22 protein-coding genes are annotated in these 17,992 nt (G+C 44.6%); all 22 read right to left on the bottom strand.

The genetic code is table 11. The features are described from left to right. Window positions 1-57: 57 nt before the first annotated feature. The 22 genes from rpsQ to cls all read right to left on the bottom strand — a co-directional run bounded on the left by rpsQ (window position 58) and on the right by cls (window position 17,860). Complete coding sequence (gene rpsQ / locus DWW81_RS11440) at window positions 58-318, bottom strand: 30S ribosomal protein S17 (protein ID WP_022286989.1); 261 nt, start codon at window positions 316-318, stop codon at window positions 58-60. Between the two features lie 21 nt (window positions 319-339). Further along, window positions 340-537 carry a 50S ribosomal protein L29 gene (gene rpmC / locus DWW81_RS11435; protein WP_022286990.1) on the bottom strand — a complete coding sequence of 66 codons (198 nt, stop codon included), beginning with the start codon at window positions 535-537 and terminating at the stop codon, window positions 340-342. Further along, a complete protein-coding gene (rplP, locus tag DWW81_RS11430) occupies window positions 537-968 on the bottom strand; it encodes a 50S ribosomal protein L16 (RefSeq protein ID WP_022286991.1) in 432 nt (143 codons plus the stop codon). The genes rpmC and rplP overlap by 1 nt, the downstream gene beginning before the upstream one ends. Then, a complete protein-coding gene (gene rpsC / locus DWW81_RS11425; protein WP_022286992.1) occupies window positions 968-1,750 on the bottom strand; it encodes a 30S ribosomal protein S3 in 783 nt (260 codons plus the stop codon). The genes rplP and rpsC overlap by 1 nt, the downstream gene beginning before the upstream one ends. 20 nt (window positions 1,751-1,770) lie before the next feature. Beyond that, complete coding sequence (gene rplV / locus DWW81_RS11420) at window positions 1,771-2,106, bottom strand: 50S ribosomal protein L22 (RefSeq protein WP_022286993.1); 336 nt, start codon at window positions 2,104-2,106, stop codon at window positions 1,771-1,773. A 19-nt stretch (window positions 2,107-2,125) separates the two neighbouring features. Beyond that, complete coding sequence (rpsS, locus tag DWW81_RS11415; RefSeq protein ID WP_022286994.1) at window positions 2,126-2,407, bottom strand: 30S ribosomal protein S19; 282 nt, start codon at window positions 2,405-2,407, stop codon at window positions 2,126-2,128. Window positions 2,408-2,430: 23 nt separating this feature from the next. After that, window positions 2,431-3,264: a 50S ribosomal protein L2 gene (gene rplB / locus DWW81_RS11410; protein ID WP_022286995.1), complete on the bottom strand. Its 834-nt coding sequence runs from the start codon at window positions 3,262-3,264 to the stop codon at window positions 2,431-2,433. A gap of 193 nt (window positions 3,265-3,457) precedes the next feature. After that, window positions 3,458-3,748 (bottom strand): 50S ribosomal protein L23, encoded by a 291-nt coding sequence (gene rplW / locus DWW81_RS11405; protein WP_117897932.1) that lies wholly within the window; start codon window positions 3,746-3,748, stop codon window positions 3,458-3,460. Next, a complete protein-coding gene (gene rplD, locus DWW81_RS11400) occupies window positions 3,748-4,371 on the bottom strand; it encodes a 50S ribosomal protein L4 (RefSeq protein ID WP_038672642.1) in 624 nt (207 codons plus the stop codon). Before rplD ends, rplW begins: the two co-directional genes overlap by 1 nt. Before the next feature lie 17 nt (window positions 4,372-4,388). Then, window positions 4,389-5,024, bottom strand: coding sequence for a 50S ribosomal protein L3 (rplC, locus tag DWW81_RS11395; RefSeq protein WP_022286998.1), 636 nt, complete (start codon window positions 5,022-5,024; stop codon window positions 4,389-4,391). 94 nt (window positions 5,025-5,118) lie between these two features. After that, entirely contained in the window at window positions 5,119-5,433 is a 315-nt protein-coding gene (rpsJ, locus tag DWW81_RS11390) for a 30S ribosomal protein S10 (RefSeq protein ID WP_022286999.1), read from the bottom strand. Window positions 5,434-6,026: 593 nt separating this feature from the next. Beyond that, complete coding sequence (locus DWW81_RS11385; protein WP_117897930.1) at window positions 6,027-6,704, bottom strand: hypothetical protein; 678 nt, start codon at window positions 6,702-6,704, stop codon at window positions 6,027-6,029. Between the two features lie 248 nt (window positions 6,705-6,952). Then, entirely contained in the window at window positions 6,953-9,241 is a 2,289-nt protein-coding gene (locus DWW81_RS11380; protein WP_117897924.1) for a cellulose-binding protein, read from the bottom strand. A 152-nt stretch (window positions 9,242-9,393) separates the two neighbouring features. Further along, the gene (locus DWW81_RS11375) at window positions 9,394-11,604 is read right to left on the bottom strand and encodes an alpha-galactosidase (protein WP_117897956.1); all 2,211 of its coding nucleotides are present in this window, start codon (window positions 11,602-11,604) and stop codon (window positions 9,394-9,396) included. A gap of 229 nt (window positions 11,605-11,833) precedes the next feature. Next, complete coding sequence (gene rplA / locus DWW81_RS11370) at window positions 11,834-12,529, bottom strand: 50S ribosomal protein L1 (protein WP_022287003.1); 696 nt, start codon at window positions 12,527-12,529, stop codon at window positions 11,834-11,836. 104 nt (window positions 12,530-12,633) lie between these two features. Next, entirely contained in the window at window positions 12,634-13,059 is a 426-nt protein-coding gene (gene rplK, locus DWW81_RS11365; RefSeq protein WP_022287004.1) for a 50S ribosomal protein L11, read from the bottom strand. 139 nt (window positions 13,060-13,198) lie between these two features. Next, window positions 13,199-13,729 carry a transcription termination/antitermination protein NusG gene (gene nusG, locus DWW81_RS11360; RefSeq protein ID WP_038672647.1) on the bottom strand — a complete coding sequence of 177 codons (531 nt, stop codon included), beginning with the start codon at window positions 13,727-13,729 and terminating at the stop codon, window positions 13,199-13,201. A gap of 44 nt (window positions 13,730-13,773) precedes the next feature. Beyond that, on the bottom strand, window positions 13,774-14,028 hold the full coding sequence (gene secE / locus DWW81_RS11355; protein WP_117877710.1) for a preprotein translocase subunit SecE: 255 nt from the start codon (window positions 14,026-14,028) through the stop codon (window positions 13,774-13,776). 21 nt (window positions 14,029-14,049) lie between these two features. Continuing rightward, window positions 14,050-14,199, bottom strand: coding sequence for a 50S ribosomal protein L33 (gene rpmG / locus DWW81_RS11350; protein ID WP_002848320.1), 150 nt, complete (start codon window positions 14,197-14,199; stop codon window positions 14,050-14,052). 477 nt (window positions 14,200-14,676) lie between these two features. Then, window positions 14,677-15,327 carry an HAD family phosphatase gene (locus DWW81_RS11345; RefSeq protein WP_117897921.1) on the bottom strand — a complete coding sequence of 217 codons (651 nt, stop codon included), beginning with the start codon at window positions 15,325-15,327 and terminating at the stop codon, window positions 14,677-14,679. Between the two features lie 12 nt (window positions 15,328-15,339). After that, window positions 15,340-16,224 (bottom strand): YitT family protein, encoded by an 885-nt coding sequence (locus tag DWW81_RS11340; protein ID WP_117897919.1) that lies wholly within the window; start codon window positions 16,222-16,224, stop codon window positions 15,340-15,342. Between the two features lie 67 nt (window positions 16,225-16,291). Further along, a complete protein-coding gene (cls, locus tag DWW81_RS11335) occupies window positions 16,292-17,860 on the bottom strand; it encodes a cardiolipin synthase (RefSeq protein ID WP_242989624.1) in 1,569 nt (522 codons plus the stop codon). Between the last annotated feature and the right edge of the window lie 132 nt (window positions 17,861-17,992).

Here is a 17,992-nt window from a genome sequence, read left to right as displayed (position 1 = left end):
CAGAATTTAACGTGCGGTCGGCAGAAGTTATCTGCCACCTGCACTATTGCGTTTTAATTACTTAGCCTTCTCAAGAACGTTAACAAGACGCCATCTCTTGTCCTTTGACAGAGGTCTTGTTTCCATAACTTCAACCTTGTCGCCTATATTGCAGACATTGTTTTCGTCATGTGCCTTAAGCTTAACTGTTCTCTTGATGATCTTCTTGTAAAGTGGGTGCTGTACGTTATCCTTGATAGCAACTACGATAGTCTTATCCATCTTGTTGGAAACTACAACGCCAACTCTGGTTTTTCTCAAATTTCTCTCTTCGCTCACAGTTAATCCTCCCTTCGAAAATTACTGAACATTGGACTCTTGCTTACGAATGAATGTCTTTACACGAGCAATATCCTTCTTCACAGCCTGAAGTCTCTTAGGATTCTCCAACTGATTTACAGCGTGCTGGAAACGAAGGTTAAAAAGCTCCTGCTTGAGCTCAGCGAGTTTGCTGTTGAGCTCGTCGACTGTCATATCCTTGATTTCATTAGCCTTCATTATTGCTCACCACCCGTTTCTTGAGTATCTCTTTTAACGAACTTACACTTGATAGGCAGCTTGTGCATTGCAAGACGCATTGCTTCTCTAGCTGTCTCTTCAGGTACTCCTGCGATCTCGAACATTACTCTGCCTGGCTTAACAACGGCTACCCAATACTCAGGTGCGCCCTTACCTTTACCCATTCGAGTTCCAAGAGGCTTTCTTGTTGCAGGCTTATCTGGGAAGATCTTGATCCAAACCTGACCGCCACGCTTGATGTATCTTGTCATTGCGATACGGGCAGCTTCGATCTGATTTGATGTGATCCAAGCAGGCTGAAGAGCCTGAAGACCATACTCACCGTGAGAAACTGTGTTACCTCTCATAGCCTTGCCTGTCATACGGCCACGGTGCTGTTTTCTGAACTTAACTCTCTTTGGAAGCAGCATTACTTGTTACCTCCCTCTTTTTTAGCCTTATTGAAGTCACGCTTACCATTTCTGTTCTGGCGTCTTCTGTCGTTTGACTCTCTCTTGTCTGAAGCAGCAACTTCGCCCTTAAGAACCTCGCCTCTGTATATCCATACCTTAACGCCGATCCTACCGTAAGTTGTGTGTGCCTCAGCTGTACCATAGTCGATGTCAGCTCTGATCGTCTGAAGTGGAATTGTACCCTCGTGGTATGTTTCTGCTCTAGCGATCTCTGCACCGCCAAGACGGCCGCCGCATCTAACCTTGATACCCTTAGCGCCGAGCTTCATTGCTCTGCCGATAGACTGCTTCATTGCTCTTCTGAATGAGATTCTATCTTCAAGATCATGAGCGATCTTTTCTGCAACGAGCTGTGCATTGATGTCAGGCTGCTTTACCTCAACGATGTTGATAGCAACGCTCTTGCCGATCATCTTTTCAACGTTTGCACGGAGCTTTTCGATCTCTGCGCCGCCTCTGCCTATTACGATACCAGGCTTTGCACAGTGGATGTGGATTCTTACCTTCTGACCGCCGTCCTTATCGGCAAATCTTTCGATCTCTACTTTTGGAACGCCGGCGTATACGCACTTATCTGCTGGATTCTTTGATCTTGTATTCAGCTCTTTAAGAATGAAGTTACGAACGTTGTAATCCTCAACCAGTGTATCGCCAAAAGTACCCTTTTCTGCAAACCAGCGGGAGTCCCAATTCTTAATCACACCGACACGAAGTCCGTGTGGATTTACTTTCTGTCCCATAGTTTACCTCCTCTTTCAGCTTATTCCTTTTCCTTAAGAACGATCGTAACGTGTGATGTTCTCTTAAGGATTCTATATGCTCTGCCTTGTGCTCTTGGCATGATTCTCTTCATTATCGGTCCTGGACAAACATAGCACTCTGCAACGTAAAGGTTGTTCTTATCCATGTTATGGTTGTTCTCAGCGTTGTGAGCGGCGGACTTCAGAAGCTTCTCAAGATATTCACTTGCAGCCTTTGGTGTATGCTTTACTGTTGCCATTGCAACATCATAGTCTTTTCCTCTGATCAGATCGAGAACGATCTGTACCTTACGAGGAGCAATACGAGCATTTCTCAGAATTGCTTTTGCTTCCATTTGTATTCCTCCTTCCGCACTACTTACCGTTGTTTGAGGTCTTTGAACCTGCATGACCCTTGAATGTTCTTGTTGGAGCGAACTCTCCCAGCTTGTGACCAACCATGTCCTCTGTTACATATACAGGAACGTGCTTACGTCCGTCGTGAACTGCGAATGTGTGACCAACGAATTCAGGGAATATTGTAGAAGCTCTGCTCCATGTCTTGAGCACCTTCTTCTCGCCTGCATCGTTCATTGCCTTAACTCTCTTGTAAAGGACCTCCTGTACGTATGGTCCCTTCTTGACACTTCTACCCATTGATCATCTGCCTCCTTTCAGCATTACTTACCGTTTCTGCGTTTTACGATAAACTTATCGGAGCGATGATGCTTAGCACGGGTCTTGTATCCCATTGTAGGCTTACCCCAAGGTGTAACTGGAGTTGGTCTACCAACTGGAGCACGACCCTCACCACCACCGTGTGGGTGATCGCATGGGTTCATTACAGAACCTCTAACGGTAGGTCTCCAGCCCATATGGCGCTTTCTACCTGCCTTACCGATATTTACGTTCTCATGGTCGATGTTTCCTACCTGACCGATTGTAGCCATGCAGTTTACAGGGACCTTTCTCATCTCGCCTGAAGGAAGTCTTACAAGTGCGTAGTTGTCTTCCTTACCCATGAGCTGAGCCATGTTTCCTGCTGAACGAACGAGCTGTGCGCCCTTACCAGGATAAAGCTCGATGTTGTGAATGAAAGTACCAACAGGAATGTTTATCATTGCAAGTGCATTACCAGGCTTGATGTCTGCGTCTGCGCCTGCTCTGATAACGTCACCAACCTTAAGACCATAAGGTGCGATGATGTATCTCTTCTCGCCGTCCTCATACTCTACAAGAGCAATGAATGCTGAACGGTTTGGATCGTACTCGATAGTAAGAACTGTTGCGTTCATATCGAGTTTGTTTCTCTTAAAATCAATTACACGGTATTTTCTTCTTACTCCGCCGCCTCTGTGACGAACAGTGATTCTACCGTAGCTGTTTCTACCTGAGTTCTTCTTGAGTGGCTCAAGCAGAGACTTACATGGAGCAACCTTTGAAAGCTCGGAATAATCGGTAACTGTCATACCTCTTCTGCCGGCTGTTGTAGGCTTGTAGCTCTTTATTGCCATTTGAAATTCACTCCTTATCTGAGTTTTGCGAAAAGGTCAAAGCGTTTTCACGCCAAGCGCCCTTCCATACTTACGTCCTGCGGTGAAATGATGAGCGGTCCTCGCCGCCTCGCAAGACCTTTCCGAAGGCTTCTCGGTATTCATGAAGTTCTTCGGAGCAATGCAGCCTTACGCTGCACCTCTTTTAGAGGATTTAGAACAAGCCCTCGAAGAATTCGATTGTCTTGTCACCCTCAAGAGTAACGATCGCTTTTTTCCAGTCTGGTCTGTAGCCTACGCTTCTTCCCATTCTCTTTTGCTTACCCTTAACGCTGATCGTGTTTACCTTAGCTACCTTTACGTTGAAAAGCTCTTCAACTGCCTTAGCGATCTCGATCTTGTTAGCGTCCTTAGCGACCCTGAAAGTGTATCTGTTAGCCTGAAGTCTGTCCATAGAGTCTTCAGTGATAACTGGCTTTAAAATAATATCTTGAGCAGTTCTCATTATGCGTAAACCTCCTCAATCTTCTTTACAGCCTCTGAAGAAACGATAAACTTATCATAGTTCAGAATGTCGTAAACACTGAGAGTATTTACAGTAGCTGTCTTAACGCCAGGAATGTTGGCTGCACTCTTGACAACAGTCTTGTCAGACTCTGCTGTAACGATGAGAGCCTTACCCTCAGCACCAAGTGCCTTGAGCATCTCAACAACTGCCTTTGTCTTGTAGCTCTCGAGCTTGATCGAATCAACAACTACGAGGTTCTCGTCAACGACCTTTGTTGAAAGTGCAGACTTCATACCGAGTCTTCTTTCCTTTTTATTAAGTGAATAGCTGTAATCTCTTGGCTTAGGACCGAGAGCAACACCACCGTGTACCCACTGTGGAGCTCTGATAGAACCCTGTCTTGCGTGACCTGTTCCCTTCTGTCTCCATGGCTTTCTACCACCGCCTCTTACTTCTGTTCTTGTAAGAGTTGACTGTGTGCCCTGTCTCTGGTTAGCAAGATAATTTACAACCATAGCGTGCATGATAGCCTTATTTGGCTCGATACCGAAAATAGCATCGTTAAGCTCAGTGTCGGCAACCTTTTTGCCTGTCATATCAAATACTGAAATCTGTGACATTATGATTCCTCCTTCCACTAAGCCTTCTTAACGCAGTCGCAAATTGTAACTGTACCGTTCTTTGGTCCAGGAATTGCGCCCTTGATTGCGATAAGATTGTTTTCTGCGTCTACCTTGACGATCTCAAGATTCTGTACAGTTACCTTTACGTTACCGTACTGACCAGGCATACCCTTGCCCTTGAAGATCCTTGAAGGTGATGAACAAGCACCCATAGAACCTGCGTGTCTGTGTACAGGACCTGTACCGTGAGTTTCCTTAAGTCTTGAGTTGTTGTGACGCTTGATCGTACCGGAGAATCCGTGACCCTTGCTTGTACCGCTGACATCAACGATGTCGCCTGCTGCAAATGTGTCAGCCTTTACGATATCTCCAACATTAAGAGCTGATGTGTCAGCAAGTCTGAACTCTTTAAGAGTTCTCTTCATTGCAACGTCAGCCTTCTTGAAGTGACCCTGAAGAGGCTTGTTTACTCTCTTCGCTCTGATGTCGCCGTAGCCAAGCTGAACAGCCTCATAGCCGTCATTCTCAACTGTCTTCTTCTGAACGACAACGCAAGGACCAGCTTCAACAACTGTTACAGGAATTACTTTTCCTGCTTCATCGAAAATCTGTGTCATACCGATTTTCTTACCGATGATTCCCTTTTGCATTATGTTTTCCTCCTATGTGGTTATTGGTCGGACTTGTCCGACGTGACCTGCGTGTTAAATGTTTTTTGAGATCGCACGCGATCTCATTTGGAGATTACTTGATCTCCATAACAATGTTAACGCCTGCAGGAAGTTCAAGATTTTCAAGAGCTGCTGTTGTTTCCTTTGTAGGTCTGAGCACGTCGATAAGTCTCTTGTGAGTTCTCATCTCGAACTGCTCACGGCTATCCTTGTACTTGTGTACAGCTCTGAGGATAGTGATTACCTCTTTGTCTGTAGGAAGTGGGATAGGACCTGAAACCTGTGCGCCTGAACGCTTAACAGCCTCAACGATCTTTGCTGCAGCTGCGTCTACAACCGCATGCTCGTAACCCTTGATCTTGATTCTGATCTTTTCATTGACTGCCACTTAAATCGCCTCCTTGTGCAAATTAAAAAAGTTTAGGGGGCAGCTTTCTTTCACTCAAGCCTCAGTCAATTGCGTAAATGATCGAGGCGTGCCGATCGCTTACGCAATTGACAGGTTCGAGCTTTAAAAGCTTTCTGTTGATACCCGTTTACACTCTGCCGTGTGTTCCCTGCCGTTCTCATAAAAAATTCCGAAACCCACAAGGCTTTCGGACTCAGAAAACAGCGCACACAGCATCACACATACTCACGCTAAAGCAGACCTTGTCCGCTATCGCAAGAAGCATAAGCACATACTGTGTTCGGTATTAACAGTCGCCCGGTTTAAAATCGGACATACTCCACGGAAATTACCTGACCAACTGTCAGCAACCTTCCGCTTCATCGCATATCATCATCGTGTACATTAAATACACTGTGCAGTCACGCAAGTATTATTATACACTACTTTTACACCATTTGCAAGCGGTTACAGACAAATTACAGTATAGAATTTTTGTCTATTTTCATTTATCATTTTATGCACACTGCACAATTTTCATTTGATGTGTCATTTGCCGCTACATTTTATTCATATCCTCTGCAAACGCCGTTTTATTCAGCCGAATGCACCAAAAGAGCAGCATTATGAACTGACCCGCTGTCATTCAACTTTTCAAAATAATCTTTAGCCTTATTAGTATTTTCCGCCATTAGCTCTTTTATGTGGATCTGTGTATCGACCGCCTCGTCTGAGATCTCCTTGGGAACAGTTTGCTTTATTGATGCCGTATAACCTGCACCGTCCCTCGGCTGCCAACTGTCTGTCATTGCCCACTCGCCATTCTCTTTTTGGAAATCTATCATTCTGCACATTGACGAGCCGCTGACATTCTCGGTGTATGAATATCTGTATCGTTCGCACAGACTCATTACATACACCTTGCAATGGGTATCATCCACATTCTGCACGCCTAGAAGATAGTGGCTTTCCGCTAAGCAGTCATATTTATCGAAGTCATTTTTCTCTTTACCATACTCAACATTTATCACAGCATCTGATATTGCCTCGTCAGTGAGACCCTCTGGCAGTTGGTGGACGACCTCCGCATCACAGCCCTTATAAATATAGTGTCCTCCAATTCCATGGGTTCTGTAATAAAACAGCACGAACTTTGCCCCTAAAACTATGAACAGCGCCGTTATCAACGCAAGAAATATTATAAGCTTTACATACACCTTCTTTTTCGGCTCTTCATAAGCTGCGTTTGTTTCTTTATTTGTATCGTTCATATTAAGCACCCCTTTCTGTTGTCTGTATCTTCTGATCTGTTCTTACAGTAACATAATAACAAAAATCTGCACCAAATGCAAGCATTTGTAATTTTGCTAAGATGATTTTAAGATTTATCATAACAATGCACAAATTTGCACTTCCGATTTTATTCACTTATACAATGTGCAGAAATGCTTTGCATTCGGGCAAAGACAAAAACAGAGCGGCACTATCTGCACCGCTCTGTTCGCTATATTATAATGTATTACTGCTTAACGTTTCCCATAATGATACCACGTCCGTCAGTGCCTACATAAACTCTGCCGTATACCTTAGGGTCGCCGCTGATTATCTTTCTAACGTTGCCCCACTTCTGTGTGTCATCATTGATACGCTTCCATGTTACTCCCTTGTCGGCTGACATATAAATGCCGTAACCATTGCCGTTTGCTTCGCCCATCATGTAAAGAGCCATATAGTCGCCGTCTTTTTCAGCCTTACCAAGACCGATAGCGTCACACTGTGTAACGTCCTGAGATGTAGGAGCAAGTGTGCCTGTTGCTGTATCCAGATAATAAACGCCACCTGCACCGACAGCTATCCAAAGGTCGCCCTCTGTATCAGGACAAGCTTTTATTGATGTTGCTGAAACGAGCATATTTGCTATAGGACTGAAAGTCTTTCCGCCGTCTGTACTCATATAGAACGTTCCGTCATATGAGCCGTAGAACTTATCAGGATTTACCTTATCTGTTTCAATAACTGCACCGGCAGGAAGTCCCTCGCAGGTAGTCCATGTTTTGCCAAAGTCGCTTGTTACTGCCGCAGCAACGCCTGCTGTACCACTCTGATAGAAAATAGTCTTGCCGTCAGCGGAAAGCTTAGCTGTGCCGCCTGCTTTCTTCTCAACACCCTCAGGTAGTGTTTCCACTGCCTGCCATGTTTCGGCTGCGTCTGTTGAATAGTAAACTGAGCCGTCACCGTCGTTAGTTGCTCTTACTACTATCTTATAATCCTGTGCCGCACAATCTATAGATGTCGCCTTGAAGTCGCCATAATGCTCCTGCGGAGCTTTTGTTACATCATCATGACGGAAGCCGTAAAGGTCACCCATTGTAGAATAAAGCTCAGGAGTACCCTCACCGTTATCGAGAGGTGAAACAAAGTCAAAGATAGCCGTCATTTCAACGCCCATTGCCTTTACGCTTATATTGACAGGCTCGTCTTTTATCTTTGAAAGATTTGATGTGCCGAAGATAGTTGCACCTGTTGTGTAAAGAACTTCATCCGGGTTGAACGGGTTGATAGCAACGCCTGTCATCCACCAGCCCGGCTTGAGCTGTCCCTGCCAATCCAGCCAAGGAGCATTGCTTATATCGAGATTAAAGTTGTTTACCTCTTTGCCGTTCTCGTCACTGCCCCAAATACCGTTCCAAGTTTCGCCTCCGTCATAGGAAACGAAAAGATTGTCGAAATATGCCCAAAGGTCAAGAGTTGTGCATACTATCATGTTAGGGTCGTTAGGGTTTACTGAGATACCATTGTAACCGCAAGTATAAGATCTCTCAGGAGTTATCTCTGTCCACTCGCCTGTTTTAAGGTTATACTTCTGAACTGCTCCGTCAGAAGCACCGTTTGGTCCTACCTTGTAAGACCATGTTGAATAGAGATATCCGTCAGAAGATATCTCGCCCTGACAAGGCTTGAGCTTCTCGGTCTTGTCGCCTGTAGCCTCAGACTTTGGATTAGGGATAGCTGTCCAGGTTTCGCCTGCGTCATCAGAACGATAGAGGTAATCTCCCTGTGTTCCTGCTGAGCCAACGATTATTGTCTTTGTTGCCTGACCCTTTTCAGAGCTTGACTTATCGAACGCCACGAATGTAAGTCCGATAGAATATCCGTCTTCAGTATATCCGCCCTTTGTAGGGAATGAAGCGACCTCGTTCCATGTTGCACCGTAGTCTGTAGACTTCCAAAGTCCGTCAGCTCTTGAGCCGAAGTAAAGTATAGAGTTATCGTTAGGGTCTACCTGAAGTCTTTCACCGCAGCCTCTTCCGACCTCGTTGCCGCCCATGCCGAAAGGCATTTCGCAGATAGTCCAGTTCTTGCCGTAATCGTCAGAAGCAAATATTGCACCGTTACTTGTGGAGTATGTACCAGCTGCCAGATAAACTCTGTTTGGCTCAACAGGGTCAGTTGCAAGGCTCTCTGTTCCGTTATAGTTCCAATCGTCGCCGCCAAAGCAATCTGTTATACACTCCCAGCGCTGAGTATCCTTATTATACTTATAAGCGCCGCCCATATCTGTTCTGGCGTAGATAAGTCCCTCCTCAGTAGGGTTATAGATGACGTCAGGGATAAAACCGCCGTCAACTATCTCGACATTTCCCCACTCCCAGCCAGTGTCAACAGGCTGAGCGTTGTAATACTCCTTCTTAGCGTCGCCCTTGCTGTCAGAGCCGCTGGAGGAATCGTTCTTTTTTGAGCAGCCTGCGAAAGCTGTCACTGTAAGGGCGGCGGCACAAGCCACTGCCATTAGCTTTTTTAACCTCATAAAAAATTCTCCTTATAAGTTGTATTCGTTTACATCTCTGTGTTATTTAAAGGCGGAAGATCTCCGCCTTTAAAATTTGAACTTATTTCAAAATCATTGTACTACAATATCTTCAAATTGTCAATAGTATTTTATTATTCTTATGCTTCTTTTTACGCCTTTATGAAATGAAGGATCTTTGAGCAGAAGTCGCCATAAAGTCCATCGCCGTTCCACATCTTTGCGATGTTGATACCTGCGTTCATAAGTGCCGCACCTGAAATCTTCTTGTCAGGCTCGTTCTCCTCATAATAGTAAGCGTCAGCTTCAAGACCTTTGAGCTTGATACGTCTTGATCTTTCGTTTGGTCTGCCAAGCACCTGAACGAATTCAAAGAGAGCTTCGCTCTTGTCCTTTGCAACGAACTCCCAAGCGTCCCAGGTGTTGTCCTCGAACATATTGCCTATTCTGTAGTGGTCGCCTGTTCTTACAAGCTTGTTGAACTTGTTGAACTCCTCTATCTGTGCAGGGATAGCGTCCCTGTCCTCCTGAGGTATCCTTGTTACGTCAAGCTCATAGCCGAACGTACCCACCATAGCAACGTGACCTCTTGTCTTAAAAGGAGTGTTTCTGCCAACAGTATGGTTAGGGCAATCGGAAACGTGCGCACCCATTGCCGAACATGGATAGCACATTGATGTGCCATGCTGTATCTTCAGTCTTTCGATAGCGTCTGTATCGTCAGAGCACCATATCTGTGGGCTGTAGTAAAGCATACCGGGGTCGAATCTTGCTCCGCCTCCTGAGCAGTTCTCCAGCAGGATATGAGGATAATCTGTTGTAAGTCTGTCCATAAGGTCATAAACACCGAGAACATATCTGTGCCAAAGCTCTCTCTGTCTTTCAGCAGGCAGGGTAGCCGAGCCGACCTCTGTGAGCTGTCTGTTCATATCCCACTTGATGTACTCGATATTCGCACTGTCGAGAATCTTCTTCATCATGCCGTAAACATGATCTCTGACTTCCTTTCTTGAATAGTCAAGAACATACTGCTCTCTGCAAAGCGTCAGAGGTCTGCCCTTTATCTGGATAGCCCAGTCCGGGTGAGCCTTATAAAGCTCAGAGTCAGGGGATATCATTTCAGGCTCAAACCAAATGCCGAACTTCATGCCAAGCTTATTTACCTCGTCAACAAGATATTTAAGACCGCCCTTGAGCTTCTTCTCATAAACGAACCAATCGCCCAGTGATGAGTTATCAGAATCTCTATGACCGAACCAGCCGTCGTCCATAACAAGCATTTCTATACCAAGCTTTGAAGCTTCCTTAGCGATATCTATAAGCTTGTCAGTATCGAAATTAAAGTAAGTAGCTTCCCAGTTGTTAATGAGTATCGGACGTCTTTTATCCTTATACTCGCCTCTGATAAGGTTGTTTCTATAGAGGTCATGGAAAGTTCTTGACATTTTGCCTATACCCTCGTCAGAGTGCACCATTACTACCTCAGGGCAGGTAAAGCTTTCGCCCTTTTCCAAAAGCCACTCGAAATCCAAAGGATTTATACCCATAATGAAACGGGTTTTCTTATGCTGAGTAACTTCTGCCTGAGCATAGAAGTTGCCTGAATAAACGAAGTTGAAGCCGAACACCTCGCCCTTATCCTCGTCAGCGTTATTGTCGCAAAGAGCAACGAACGGATTGTTCTGATGTGATGATTCGCCCTTGCAGGAATCAACAAGCTGTTTACCATGGTGAAGTCTGCATCTTTCAACAGCTCTTTCTCTAGCCCATGAGCCGTTGAGTGTTATCATATCCATTTTATCAGTATCGAAATCAACGCAAGCGGAAAGTGCTCTTGTTATCTTAAAAGGCTTCTCGCCCTTGTTTGTGATGACCGCAGAACGTGTGATAACGTCAAGCTTATCGAAAGCTGTGTAGATAAGAACGACTTCGATATCGGCATACTTATCATACATTGTTATCTCGAGAGTTGAACAACCGCTTTCCTCAGTAGCGAAAGTAGCAGGCAGACCCTCAAGCTTTGGCTTGCCCTCATACATTTTATGAGAAACATATCTCAGGTCACAGGTCGACATACCATTAGCGTCCATTATTTTGAAAGCAGACTCTCTGTAGTCGCCAAGACCGAAGCATGGATATTCAAAAGGCAGTGTATCCATAAAGCTTGCTCTGTCACGGTCATTAGTAGCAGGCGTAAAAGGGCTTTCGTCAAGACGGAGAAGATAAGTCAGATCCTCGTCAGGGACTTTATTTCCATAGTAAACGTGAGCGAGGTAGCCCTCCTCGCAGACCTTCATCATATAGTCTGTATTATTGGCTCTCAGCTTGAAAGCCTTATCTTTTTCGTTATAAAAGATATTGATAATTATCACTCCTTGCAAAAATCTGAACCTTACGGCTCAATTGATATTATAACACATAAAAAAAATAATGCAACAGGGTAAAACGATTACTTTGAAAATTATTTTGTTAATTTTTCTTGATAATGCAAATATTTGAACATATGTGGTTCAAATTGTGGGAATATATAAAAAAGGGACTTATGCATTTAGCACAAGTCCCTCAAAAATTCAATATTTATCTGTTATCAGATTAGTTGCCGTACTTAGCAGTGCTGATCTTGATACCAGGGCCCATTGTAGAAGCTACAACTACGCTCTTAAGGTACTGACCTTTAGCAGCGGCTGGCTTAGCCTTTACAACAGCGTTGATAAGTGTGTTGAAGTTCTGCTCGAGCTTCTCAACACCGAATGAAGCCTTACCGATAGGGCAGTGAATGATGTTTGTCTTATCAAGACGATACTCGATCTTACCAGCCTTAGCCTCTGTAACAGCCTTAGCTACGTCAGGAGTAACAGTTCCTGCCTTTGGGTTTGGCATAAGTCCTCTAGGTCCGAGGATCTTACCAAGACGTCCTACAACACCCATCATGTCAGGTGAAGCAACTACAACGTCGAAATCCATCCAGTTTTCCTTTGTGATCTTCTCAACGAGATCCATGCCGCCAACATAGTCAGCGCCTGCTGCCTTAGCAGCCTCGTACTTGTCTTCCTTACAGAATACGCAAACTCTTACAGTCTTACCAGTTCCGTTTGGAAGTACAACAGCACCTCTTACCTGCTGATCAGCGTGTCTTGAGTCAACGCCCAGACGAATGTGAAGCTCGATAGTTTCATCGAACTTTGCCTTAGCACCCTTAGCTGCAAGTTCCAGAGCCTCAGGAGCGTCATATTGCTTAGCCTTGTCGATAGCCTTGAAGCTGTCAACATACTTCTTGCCATGTTTCATTAATATTTCCTCCTCATTAAGTGGTAATACCGACAGTGGATATCTAGTCGGTTAGCGGAAAATTCCTCCCACCATTGCCGTGCATGAATGCACAGTACGATTGATTAGTCCTCAACTACAACGCCCATTGAACGGCATGTACCAGCGATCATGCTCATAGCACTCTCGATGTTTGCTGCGTTCAGGTCAGGCATCTTCTGCTCAGCGATCTTCTGAAGCTGCTCTTTTGTGATAGTTGCGACCTTAGTCTTGTTAGGAACACCGGAACCTGACTCGATCTTGCAAGCCTTCTTGATGAGAACTGCTGCCGGAGGAGTCTTGGTGATGAATGTGAATGATCTGTCTGCGTAAACTGTGATAACAACAGGGATGATAAGACCGATATCGTTCTTAGTTCTCTCGTTAAAATCCTTTGTGAACGCCATGATGTTTACACCGTGCTGACCAAGAGCTGGACCAACCGGTGGTGCAGGAGTTGCCTTTCCTGCTGGAATCTGAAGCTTAATATAGCCTACTACCTTCTGTGCCATTTGTTCGCACCTCCATAATTAAGTGGTAAGGCGAGCGCCATACGCTCTCCCACGTTTCCGGAAGCCGTATATCCGAACCGTCATTGACGGCTTTGCTTCCATTTTCACGAATGTTTGCGGAGTTTTACCGCCTTTTTCCTTATTCCTCAGACTTTATCTGTGTCAGCGGCATAGTAACAGTTGTTTCTCTGCCCAACATAGATACTCTGACGTCTGCCGTCTGTGCTTCCATATCGAATTTCTCCACAACTCCTGTGAAGCCCTCGAATGAGCCTGCTGTTACAACGACGTTGTCGCCTTCCTTGAAGCCGACCTGAACGTTAGCGCTTCTCTGTGTGTCAACACCCAGTGCTGCAACCTCTTTATCGGTCAGCGGAACAGGCTTTGACGCAGGACCAACGAAGCCCGTAACGCCTCTGGTATTTCTAACGATATACCATGAATCGTCTGTAAGCACCATTTTTACAAGCACATAGCTTGGAAAAAGCTTTCTGTCGCCCTTGTCGATCTTATTGCCCTTTACTTCGGTAACTTCCTCCATTGGGATCATTACCTCAGGGATCAGATCCTGAAGGTTTCGGTTTTCAACAACCTTTTCAATATTGCTTTTTACCTTATTCTCATAACCTGAATAAGTGTGAACAACATACCACTTTGCTTCTTCTGACATGTTTCTTACCTCCATATTGATGTTGTCAAAACCGCTGTGACGGCTTAGCCGCCGATTTTAAGGATAGCCTTGATAGCTGCACCCAGACCTGAATCAACGCCGAAAAGGAACAGAGCCATAACGACCATTACCGTGAGAACAACTCCCGTATTCTTAGTCACCTGCTGTCTTGTAGGCCAAACGACCTTTTTCATTTCAGCTTTAAGCTCTCTGAAATATTTTCTTATTCCGCCCTTTTTCTTCTGATCCTTGCCGGTATCCTTTTTTGAAGACTTAGTAACATCTGTTTTTTTAGCCATTAGAAATAGCTCCTTTCAATATTACTTAGTCTCTTTGTGAAGAGTGTGTTTCTTACAGAACTTGCAATACTTGTTCATTTCAAGTCTGTCAGGGTCATTCTTCTTGTTCTTCTTAGTGTTGTAGTTTCTCTGCTTACACTCAGTACAAGCAAGTGTAATTTTTACTCTCATTTCGGCACCTCCTGACGAAATTTATACCCCGCAAGAACATTCAGGGTACGTCTGCCTCCCTCATACGTTTTCACGCAAGCTGTCAAAGCAGCCCTGAGGTAACTTATGCTTTTTCACGCTCAAAAAAAGAGCGCAAAAAAATAGACCTCATAAAGAGGTACTACAATTATAACATCTGTGTTCTTCTTTGTCAATCATTTGTCAAAGAATTTTATTAATTTTTTGTAAACTTTTTCGTTGCTTGAAGTGAGGAATGAGGAATGAGGAGTGAGGAATTATGGTATCGCCTTGCGGCGATGATTTTTTTGTAGGAGCGACCTTTGGTCGCCCACATGGTTTGTATAAATTCAAACCTTGCCGCTCCCAGAAACGGGCTGTCGAGGGCGCCAGCCCCTACAGCTTCTTCGGACAAAATCGCTCTGCTCGGTGCTGGGGCACAGCTCTGGTCAGCTATGCCAATTCCTCACTCCTCACTCCTCACTTAACAGGAAACTCCCCATTTTCAACGGTCGCATCAGCGATCTCTCTCATCTCGTCCCAGTCATGCGAGTAATGGTCATTCAAGCAAGCCACAGCAAAGAACCCGCCTGATTTAGCTCCCTTTATGCCCTCGACTATATCCTCATAAACCACGCAAGCCTTTGCTTCAAGCCCCAGTTTCTCAGCCGCCAGCTCATAAACATCAGGAAAGCCCTTTCCCCTCTCCACCTGCTCTGTAGACACGAAGCAATCAAATTGATCCAAAATGCCGTTTCTCTTTAGCACAGGCTTATAAAGCTCCTCAGTTGAAGCGGTCGCCAATGCTATCTTCCTGCCCTGTTCCTTAAGCTTTCGCACATACTCCCCTGCATTTCCGCAAAGCTCGATAACGTTCGTATACTCATACACCGCCATATCGAACCATTCCTTCATTATATCCTGAATGTTCTCACCCAGAGAAAATCTATCGTTTGTATAAACAGCCGCCTGCTCAAAATTCATTGCAGACACCTGCTTGAAATAGTCCTCAGGCACTTTTATCCCACGCTTGCCGAGAAATTCCTCGTCTATCTTTGACCAGACGTGATTTGATCTTGTCAGAGTGCCGTCCAAGTCGAAAATGTGTCCCTTAAAATCTTTTATGTCCATTGTAATGTCCTTTCAGAAGTATTCATCAGAGAGTCTGAAACCCTCGCCTATTATCTCGCTCACGTCACCCACAAGCACGAAAGCCTTTTCGTCAGTTTCCGCTGCTATCCTGCGAACGTCCGTTATCCTGCGTTTTCTCACTGCGCAAAGTATAAGATCTCTGTCCTCTCCCGTGTATCCCGTTCGGGCTTTTATGACCGTACACCCCAAGTTGCCCTCATTAAGAAGCCTATGGAGTATTTTATCTGCGGCTGGGCTTATTATCAGCGCAAGCTTTCCTCTGTCGCCGCCGTAGAGTATCATATCCAGTGTTTTTGAGAACACCCACAGTGTAAAGAACGAATACAGTGCGTTGTCGATACTGCCGAAAACAAAACCGCTGAGCACACATATCACACCGTCTGCAAGCATAAAGATCTGTCCTGCCGCCATGTAGGGCTTTTTCCTTTTGATAAGCTTTGCGGCGATATCAGTTCCGCCTGTTGTTCCCCCTGAACGAAAAACTATCCCACAGCCTGCGCCCAACAGAATACCGCCTGCTATTGCGCTGAGGAAAATATCATTTGTGAGTGGTGTAAAAAGCGTACATATATCTGCCGTCAGACCCGAAACTGCAATAGCTACAACAGTTCCCACAAGGAAACGCCAGCCGAACACATAAAGGCTAACCGCCAACAAAGGAAGATTTATCGCCATTGTAAGCGATCCGACACCAAGAGGCAGAAATCTTGACAACATGACAGCAAGCCCCGAAGCACCTCCGGGGGCAATTTCGTTAGGGCTTAAAACCAGCCCCACGCTCACGCCATATACGACCGCACCGAGAAGCAAGAGAGGATAGTTCACTCTGCCCTTTGCAGATTTTTTTGCCGAAAACAATTTATTCAGAAGTATCATAAAAGCCCTCCAGTCTATGCCAAAGCAAAGATAGGCTTATTTTTCCCTTGATACTTCATAAAATACATCAGAGCAATGGTGCAATAGTTCTGAGAATGACCGACATGAACCTTGACCAGAAGCTGCGGTTATTTATATCGTCATGTGTTATCCTATGACAGCGGTTTTCAAACATATCGTCAAAGTCCGCTTTTATATCCTTTATACAACTTGTTTTGTACATATAAGTTGCACACTCAAAATGGAGATACAAGCTTCTGTAGTCGAGATTTATCGTACCCACCACGGCTGACTTATCGTCCGAGAGGAACATTTTGGCATGGTTAAAGCCGCCTTTATACTCATAGACTTTCACGCCCAGCGTTTCAAGATCTCTGTAGAAAGACCTTGTTATAACGCTCACATACCATTTATCAGGTATCTCAGGAGTGATTATCCTAACATCAACACCGCTTTTTGCCGCATAGCCCAGGACGGTGAGCATTTCGTTGTCAGGAATAAGATACGGGGTAGAGATATAGATATAATCCTTGGCATTGTTTATCATATCCATATAGACAAGCTCGCCCACATTCTCGTCATCGAGAGGGGAGTCACCGTAGGGGATAACATAGCCGTTGTTCACAACGTTTTTTACAGTTGGGCGGTACATATTATACTCAGTTTTATCACCTGAGATGACCTCCCACATTTGCAGAAACATCATGGTAAAATTCCAAACGCCGTCGCCCTTTAGCATAACGGCGGTATCTTTCCAATGGCCGAAACGCTCCTTGCGGTTTATATACTCGTCGGCAATATTAACGCCCCCGTTGAAAGCCACGTTGCCGTCTACAACGAGAATTTTTCTATGGTCACGATTATTCTGTATAGTAGAAAGCATAGGACGGAAAGGATTGAAAACAAGGCATTTTACCCCTTGGTCGGTAAGCTTTTTCTTATATCTGAAAGGCAAAGTGAACTGAGAGCCCATGCCGTCATAAAGAAGTCTTACCTCCACGCCTGCCTTAGCTTTTTCAAGAAGTATCTTAACTATCTCACGCCACATTTCGCCGTCGTCGATAATAAAATACTCCATAAAGATAAACTCCTGAGCTTTCTGAAGCTCCTCAAGCATAGCCTTATACTTATCTTCGCCAAGGGAAAAATAAGTGACCTCCGTATTACCGCAGACAGGGTAGCCTCCCGACTTATCCACATAGTTTGCAAGCTTATAAAAGTCAGGCTCACTTTCATGGAGATAGCTCATTATCTGTTTATTTGTTTTAAGAAAAGGTCTTGTATTGGCGGATTTCTTAGCATAAAGGTTTCTGACCTTTCTTGTTGAAAACTGATTTTTGAGTAATATATAAAGCACCACCGTAAAGATAGGCACGATAACAAGGGGTACTATCCACGCCAATTTATAGGCAGGGTTCTCGCTGCTGTTAAGGATATAGATAGCAAGCACGATAGCCACAGTAGAAAAAACGATATGCAGATAGGCATAATGCACAGCGAAGCTCTGGAAGATGATAAAAATGAAAATAAGCTGCAATGCAAGAAGCAGGATAATAGTGGTTTTCTGTGAGAATATCATATTTATAAGTTTTTTCGGTTTTTTCTTTTGTATTTTTTCGCTTATCTTTTCTGCCACATTATCCGCCTGCCTTTCTGAAAATAGTGATACATAATTAATTATAACATTTATTTTTGATTTTTGCAATACGCAAAAATGCAGTTAAATCACGCCGACCGCATCATCATCCCAATGAGCATACCAAGGAAG

The sequence above is a fragment of the Ruminococcus sp. AF17-1AC genome (genome assembly GCF_003461385.1).
Taxonomy (GTDB): domain Bacteria; phylum Bacillota; class Clostridia; order Oscillospirales; family Ruminococcaceae; genus Hominimerdicola; species Hominimerdicola aceti.
The sequence above is the reverse complement of the archived record's forward strand: the minus strand, read 5'-3'. Positions and strand labels throughout refer to the sequence as shown.